The 7,160-nt window shown below is 74.8% G+C and carries 7 protein-coding genes; 5 read left to right on the top strand and 2 right to left on the bottom strand.

The features are described from left to right. The 4 genes from JZ5iCDA_RS19015 to JZ5iCDA_RS14040 all read left to right on the top strand — a co-directional run. Positions 1 to 546: hypothetical protein (locus tag JZ5iCDA_RS19015; protein WP_171905390.1), on the top strand; the 546-nt coding region annotated here is incomplete at its 5' end. 111 nt (positions 547 to 657) lie between these two features. Next, complete coding sequence (locus tag JZ5iCDA_RS14055; protein WP_069387732.1) at positions 658 to 1,236, top strand: Dps family protein; 579 nt, start codon at positions 658 to 660, stop codon at positions 1,234 to 1,236. A gap of 226 nt (positions 1,237 to 1,462) precedes the next feature. Beyond that, complete coding sequence (locus tag JZ5iCDA_RS14050; RefSeq protein WP_069387731.1) at positions 1,463 to 1,945, top strand: VOC family protein; 483 nt, start codon at positions 1,463 to 1,465, stop codon at positions 1,943 to 1,945. A gap of 682 nt (positions 1,946 to 2,627) precedes the next feature. After that, complete coding sequence (locus JZ5iCDA_RS14040) at positions 2,628 to 3,278, top strand: IMPACT family protein (RefSeq protein WP_083260027.1); 651 nt, start codon at positions 2,628 to 2,630, stop codon at positions 3,276 to 3,278. A gap of 31 nt (positions 3,279 to 3,309) precedes the next feature. Here the strand turns inward: JZ5iCDA_RS14040 and JZ5iCDA_RS14035 are convergent, their stop codons facing one another. Further along, positions 3,310 to 4,743 carry a UTP--glucose-1-phosphate uridylyltransferase gene (locus JZ5iCDA_RS14035; protein WP_069387730.1) on the bottom strand — a complete coding sequence of 478 codons (1,434 nt, stop codon included), beginning with the start codon at positions 4,741 to 4,743 and terminating at the stop codon, positions 3,310 to 3,312. Positions 4,744 to 4,820: 77 nt separating this feature from the next. Between JZ5iCDA_RS14035 and JZ5iCDA_RS14030 the strand changes: the two genes are divergently transcribed. Further along, complete coding sequence (locus tag JZ5iCDA_RS14030) at positions 4,821 to 6,371, top strand: lipase maturation factor family protein (protein WP_069387729.1); 1,551 nt, start codon at positions 4,821 to 4,823, stop codon at positions 6,369 to 6,371. A 46-nt stretch (positions 6,372 to 6,417) separates the two neighbouring features. Here JZ5iCDA_RS14030 and JZ5iCDA_RS14025 read toward each other — a convergent pair whose 3' ends face one another. Beyond that, positions 6,418 to 7,038 (bottom strand): L-threonylcarbamoyladenylate synthase, encoded by a 621-nt coding sequence (locus JZ5iCDA_RS14025; RefSeq protein WP_069387728.1) that lies wholly within the window; start codon positions 7,036 to 7,038, stop codon positions 6,418 to 6,420. Positions 7,039 to 7,160 lie beyond the last annotated feature (122 nt).

Raw genomic sequence — 7,160 nt, 5'->3', positions numbered from 1 at the left:
GCGCGCCCGCCCCCGCGCCGCGCGCCCGTGGCGCAGCCGCCGCACGTCGACGTCGACACCGGCACGAGCGTCAACGGCCTCGTCGTGCGCGCCGGCCTGCTCGTCGTCTCCGCCGCGTACGCGTGGCTCGCCCTCCAGCTCGTCGACGGCGTCGACGCCGCGACCCGGGGCGCGGTCGCCGTCGCCGCCGGGGCCCTCGTCGTGTGGCTCTGCGCACCTCCGGCACCCCACGTCCTCGTCGTGCTCGGCGGCCTCACGCTCGCCGGGGAGGCGACGCGCTTCGCGCCCCTGGCCCTGGCCCTCGTGCTGCTCGCGCACCTGGTGCTCCGCCTCGCGTGGTGGTCGGCGCACGTCCCGCCCGCTGCCCGGGTGGAGCTCCGCGCGCTGCTGCCCGACGCCCGGCGGTTCGTCGTGATCCAGGTCGTGGTCCAGGTCGCCGGCGTCCTGCTGCTCCTCGTCGCCGACAGGGCGACGTCCCCGATCGCGCTCGTCGTCGGCGGGGCGGCCCTGCTCGCGCTGACGGTCGTGCTGCTGCGCCGGGCCTGAACGCCTCGACCTGCGAACCTCCCCGCGCCGCACCAGGATGGGGACGACGGAGCCGTCCGCCCGTCCGCCGCGACCCGCGGCGTGCGCACCGACACGAGGAGGCGCCACCACATGGCTGCTCGCACCGACCTGCCGAAGTACACCGTCCCGTCGCTCACGCCCGAGGAGGGGGCGAAGCTCGCCGGGATCCTCCAGGAGCGCCTGCACGCGCTGAACGACCTGCAGCTCACGCTGAAGCACATCCACTGGAACGTGGTCGGTCCGCACTTCATCGCCGTGCACGAGATGATCGACCCGCAGGTCGACGCCGTCCGCGCCATGGTCGACGCGATCGCGGAGCGCATCGCGACGCTCGGCGTCTCCCCCCTCGGCACTCCTGGTGCCATCGTCGCCGGACGCACCTGGGAGGACTACTCCCTCGGCCGCGCCTCCACGATCGCGCACCTCGGCGCGCTCGACGAGGTCTACGTCGGCGTCATCACCGACCACCGTGCGGCCGCGCAGGCGACCGAGGAGCTCGACGACGTGACGAACGACCTCCTCATCGGCCACCTCCACGACCTCGAGCTCTTCCACTGGTTCGTCCGGGCGCACCTGGAGTCGTCGGGCGGCGACCTCTCCACCGCCGGCGAGAGCACCGAGACCGGTGCCGCGGCGAAGGCCGAGGACGCCGCGAAGCGCCAGCCGTAGGCCGGGCCCTCCCTCGTCCCACCTCCGACGGGCCGTCACCGCACTGCGGGGGCGGCCCGTTGGACTGTCCGGGACGGACGGACTGCCCCGTCCTCCCCCCACGCGGTGCCCGCCCGTCAGGGCGGGCGTGGTGACGCCTGATGGGTGGTGAGTTGGTATTTGGGTAGGCTTGGCACACTATTTGTTCTCCTGTTCCGCCGACGTTCCGCGGTCTAGGGTCGGCCGCATGGATCCCGCTCCCCGTCCGCCCGTGCGCCAGCTCCGCCTCGTCGTCGAGGCCGAGGACTACGACGCCGCGCTCGCCTTCTACCGCGACGTCCTGGGCCTCCCCCAGCGCGTCGCCTACGCCCAGGGCGACGACGAGCGCGTGGCGATCCTCGACGTCGGGCACGCCACGCTCGAGATCGCGAACCCCGCGCACAAGCGGGCCATCGACGACGTGGAGGTCGGCCGGCAGGTCGCCGGGCACCTGCGCGTCGCGTTCGAGGTGGACGACGCCGCGGCCACCACGGAGCGGCTCGTCGACGCCGGGGCCGACCTCGTCGCTCCCCCGACGCGCACGCCGTGGAACTCGCTCAACTCACGCCTCGACGCCCCCGCCGGCCTCCACGTCACGCTCTTCCAGGAGCTCGGCGGCGAGGAGGGCGTCCCGCCCGGCGTCCGCGCCGAGCCCGGGCCCGACGGCGCCGCCGGGCCCGTCGGGCCCTGACGCCTCGACCCACGCGCGCCGCACCTGCTCGAACCGCGTGGGCAGGGGCGCGCGCACGGCGCCGTAGCGCGCGTTCGTCCGGTGCACGAAGCGCCGCCACGACAGCACGAGGCCCTGCTTCGTGATGGGCAGGCCGCTGGAGATCGTCACGCCGTTGTCGTGCGTGTGGTGCACGGTGAGGAGCAGGGCGCGCGGCACCGAGCCCTCGAGGTCGGCCGCGAGCTCGTCGCGCACGGCCATCCAGCGCCGCAGCACGACGACGACGCTCGCGCTGAGCACGTGCTCGCGCACCACGCGGTGCTTGCCGTGCGTGAGGACGACCCTCCCCTCCCCCGCGCGGGCGCCCGCGGGGCCGAGGTCGATCGCGTCCGCTGTGCAGCGCAGGAGGTCGGAGTAGCGCGCGCCGGTCGCGCGCGTCAGGCCCGCGATGACGGCGAGGCGCACGATCTCCGGCTTGGCCGCCTCGGTCATCGCCTCCGTCGCCAGGGTGCGCCAGACCCACTCCGCCTCCGCGAGCGTCACCGTCGGCCGTGGGTACCGGCCGGCCGTCTTGGCGGGCCGGTTCCCTGCCTCGGGGTGCGGTACGTCGTCGACTGTCATGGAGGGAGTGTAGACGCTTGGCACACTATTCTCCGGTTCAGAGCGCGGCAGGGCTCGCCGCGCCACCGCCTAGGCTCGGGGCGTGACCGCGCCTCTCCTGCCCTCGACCATCGCGGCGCCGGTGGACCGCGAGCTCGTCGTCAAGAGGTCACGCTTCCTGGCGCACCTCGCCCCCGTGGCCGACGTGGCCGAGGCCGACGCCGTCGTGGCCGCGATCCGCAAGGAGCACTGGGACGCTCGGCACCACTGCGTGGCGCTCGTCGTGGGCACGCACGCGGACCAGCAGCGCTCCACGGACGACGGCGAGCCGTCCGGCACCGCGGGCGTCCCCATGCTCGAGGTTCTGCGTCACCGCGGCGTCACGGACGTCGTCGCCGTCGTGACGCGCTACTTCGGCGGCGTGCTGCTCGGCGCCGGGGGCCTCGTGCGCGCCTACTCCTCCGCCGTGAGCGAGGCCCTCGACGACGCCCGGCTGGTGCGGCGCGCCGTGCGCACGCGCGTGACGGTGGACGTGCCGCACGCCGACGCGGGCCGCCTGCACGGCGTCCTGCAGGACTGGGCCACGACCCACGACGGCGTGCTCGACGGGGTCGCGTACGAGGCGCAGGCGCGCTTCACGCTCCTCGTCGCGCCGGACGACCTCGACCGGTTCGACGCCGACCTCGCGGCGGCGACGTCGGGCGCGCTCGCCGCGGTGCGCGGCGACGACCGCGTGGTCGACCTGGACCGCTGACCCCCAGGCGCCGGCTCTCGGGCGCCGGCTCTCAGGCGCCGACGCCGTCCGGGCCGACGACCGCGCCGTCGGGCACGCGCGACGCGTCGCCCGCGTCGTGCAGCTGCGCGTCGTCGACGACCGTGACGCCGGACCCGAAGGTCCAGTCGCCGCGGACCGTGAGGGAGCGCGCGCCCCGCAGCGACGGCGTGCCGTCGCCGAAGCGGGCGTCGAACCCGGCGATCGTCTTGTAGTGCGCCGTGTCGAGGTCGACGAGCGGCGCGTCGGCGCGCGCGACGAACCGGTAGTCGTCGTCGAGGTCGTAGACGTCCGAGCGCAGCACGAGCAGGTCGTTCGTCGTCTTGACGGGCAGGAACCGGTCGCGGCCCACCTCGATCGCGACCGCGCCGTCGAACACCTCGACGCCCGCGCCCATCGCGGACTCGATCTGCACGACCTCGGGCGACGACGGGTCGGTCGGGTCGACCGTCTTGGTGTTGCGGATGAGCGGCAGCTCGAGCACTCCCTGCGTCCGCTCGAGCTCGGCGGCCAGCGCCTCGAGGTCGAACCAGAGGTTGTTGGTGTTGAAGTACCGGTGGCGCGAGATGTCCGCGGCGGCGTCCTGGTCGTCCTTCGGGGTCTGCGCCGTCTCGCGCAGCACGAGGCGGCCGTCGGAGCGGCGCACGACGAGGTGGCCCCCCTTGCGGTCGGCGGGCGTCCGGCGCGCGACCTCGGCGGCGAACGGCGCGCCGCTCGCGGCGAACCAGCCGGCCATCGCGGCGTCGGGCGCGGCGCCGAGGTTGTCGGAGTTGGAGACGCTCGCGTACCGGTAGCCCGCGTCCAGCAGGGCGCGCAGCGCCCCGGAGGCGTACAGGGCGGTGTACAGGTCGCCGTGGCCGGGCGGGCACCACTCGAGCTCGGGGTCGGCCGGCCAGTCGACAGGCGTGAGGTCGCTCGCGAGGAGCTTCGGCTCGCGGTTCTGGAGGAAGTCGAGGGGCAGGCCGTCGACGGCCAGGTCGTCGTACGGGGCGAGCGCGGCGAGGGTGTCGGCCTGCGTGCGGAAGCTGTTCATGAGCAGCAGCGGCAGGCGCGCGCCGGTGGCGCGCCGGGCGGCGCGGACCTGGGCGACGATGACGTCGAGGAACGTCAGGGGCGCGTCGTGGCCGCGGTCGGGGTCGGCGTCGCGCACGGTGAGCAGCGACTTGGCGCGGTCCATGCCCATGGACGTGCCGAGACCGCCGTTGAGCTTGACGACGGCGGTGCGCTCGAGCGCGGCGCGCGCGTCCTCGGGGCTGACGTCGAGGTCGTCGCGGCGGACGACGTCGGTGAGGGGCTCGACGTCGGACTCGGGGATCATGCCGGTCTCGCCGGACTCGAGGAGCCGGTAGAAGCGCGTGAAGACGTCGATCGCCGCGGGGGCGACGCCGGCGTCACGCATGCGGTCGATCGACTGGGTCAGGCCGGTGCTGCTCGACGGGCTGCTCATGTGCCGATGCTATGGGTGGCCGTGGGCGCCGGCCCGGGCGGCGGGTGAGACGCGGGTCACATGCCTACGGTGGGCGGATGGAGGGCTCGGGTTTCGCGGCGTGGCTCGGCTCGTGGTTCTGGGCGGGCGACCACGACGTCGCGCGCGAGGTGCTGCAGCGCGGGACGGCGGCGATCCTCGCGGTGGCGTTCTGGGCCGTGGTGCGGCAGTGGCGCCCGCTGCTCGGGGCGCGGGGCCTGACGCCGGCGGTGCGGGTGCTCGGGCGCACGTCGTGGCGCGACGGGCCGAGCGTGCTGCGCTGGCGGTGCTCGGACGCGTTCGTGGTGGGTCTGGGCTGGGGCGGCGTGGTGCTCGCGGTGCTGCTCGTGGCGGGGGTGCCGCAGCTCGGGCCGTGGTGGGTGCCGATGCTCGCGTTCCTGGCGCTGTGGGCGGCGTACCTGTCGGTCGTCAACGCGGGCGGGCGGTTCTACGGGTTCGGGTGGGAGTCGCTGCTGTGCGAGGTGACGTTCCTCGTCGCGTTCCTCGGCTCGTCCGGGGAGAGCGTGGCTCCCCCGCTGCTCGTCCTCCTGCTGACGCGCTGGTGCCTGTTCCGCGTGGAGCTCGGCGCGGGCCTCATCAAGATCCGCGGGGACCGCGTGTGGCGGGACCTGTCGGCGCTCGACTACCACCACGAGACGCAGCCGCTGCCCGGGCCGTTCTCGTGGCACGCGCACCGGGCGCCCCGCTGGTGGCACCGGGTCGAGGTCGCGGGCAACCACGTCACGCAGCTCGTCGTGCCGTTCGCGTTCTTCGCGCCGCAGCCGGTCGCGAGCTGGGCGGGGGCCGTCGTCGTGCTCACGCAGCTGTGGCTCGTGGTGACGGGCAACTTCGCGTGGCTCAACTGGCTCACGGTGGTGCTCGGGCTGTCGCTGGTCAGCGACGGGTCGTGGGCGGTCGTCGGCGGCTGGTTCGGGCTGGGCCCCGGGGCGTCGACGGGCACGGGGACGGCCGCGAGCGCCGTGCCCGACGGCGGGGGCGGGCTCGGCGGGCCCGTCGCGCAGGTGGTGTTGGTCGTGGCGGTGACCGTGCTGCTGCTCGTGCTGAGCTGGCGGCCGGCGCGCAACCTCGTGGCGCGCCGGCAGCTGATGAACGCGAGCTTCGAGCCGTTCCGGCTCGTCAACGCGTACGGGGCTTTCGGGTCGATCTCGCGCCGTCGGGACGAGGTGGTGCTGGAGGGGTCGACGGCGCGCTCCCCCGGGCCGGACGACTGGGTCGAGTACGCGTTCCGCGGCAAGCCGGGCGACGTGGGGCGGCGTCCGCCGCAGGTGGCGCCGTACCACCTGCGTCTGGACTGGCAGATGTGGTTCCTCGCGCTCGGGTCTCCGGGTGTCGGGTGGTTCGAGACGCTCCTGCTGCGCCTGCTCGAGGGCGACGCGCAGACGCTGCGGCTGCTGCGGGGGAACCCGTTCGCGGACGACCCGGCCGGTCCGGTGCCGCGGTGGGTGCGGGCCCGGCTGTACCGGTACCGGTTCACGACGCGCGAGGAGCGCCGGCGCACCGGTGACTGGTGGGTGCGGCACGAGCTCGCGGTGCTGGTCGACCCCGTGGACCTGGCGCGGATGCGTGCGCTGCTCGGCCGCGACGCCTGATCACCGGCGCGGGCGTCGGTTGCGGCCGTCGGGTGCTCGGTGCCGGCTACGCGAAGCGGGAGGGGTCGCCCGCGCCGACGCGCACGACCTCGGGCACGCCGTCGGAGGCGTCGATCACGGTCGTCGGCTCGCTGCCGCGCTCGCCGCCGTCGACGACGGCGTCGATCACGTGGTCGAGCTCCTCCTTGATCTGCCACCCGTCGGTCATGGCGTCACTCGTGCCGGGCAGGATGAGCGAGCTCGACAGGATGGGCTCGCCGAGGGCGGCGACGATCGCCTGGGCCACGGTGTCGTCGGGGATGCGCACGCCGACGGTCTTCTTCCTCGGGTGCGCGAGCCGGCGCGGGACCTCGGAGGTCGCCCGCAGGATGAACGTGTACGGGCCGGGTGTGGCTGCCTTGATCGCCCGGAAGACGGCGTTGTCCACCATGACGAACTGGCCCAGCTGCGCGAAGTCGGCGCACACGAGCGTGAAGTGGTGGCGGTCGTCGAGGTGGCGGATGCGCCGGATGCGGTCGGCGCCGTCGCGGTCGTCCATGCGGCACCCGAGCGCGTAGCCCGAGTCGGTCGGGTAGGCGACGAGCCCGCCGTCGCCGAGCATCGCGACGACCTGCGCGATCGCGCGCGGCTGCGGGTTGTCCGGGTGCACGTCGAGGTACCTGGCCATGCGGCCGAGACTAGGTGCACGGGCGCCGTCGTGCCGCCCGGCCGCGGGTCGGGCGGCGTCCGGGCGGGGTCAGGCCGGGACGGCGGCGAGCACGCGGCGCAGCTCGGCCGGGCTGGCGTTGC

It is taken from the genome of Cellulosimicrobium cellulans (assembly GCF_001722485.1).
Taxonomy (GTDB): domain Bacteria; phylum Actinomycetota; class Actinomycetes; order Actinomycetales; family Cellulomonadaceae; genus Cellulosimicrobium; species Cellulosimicrobium cellulans_A.
This window is presented reverse-complemented; position numbering and strand designations above follow the sequence as displayed.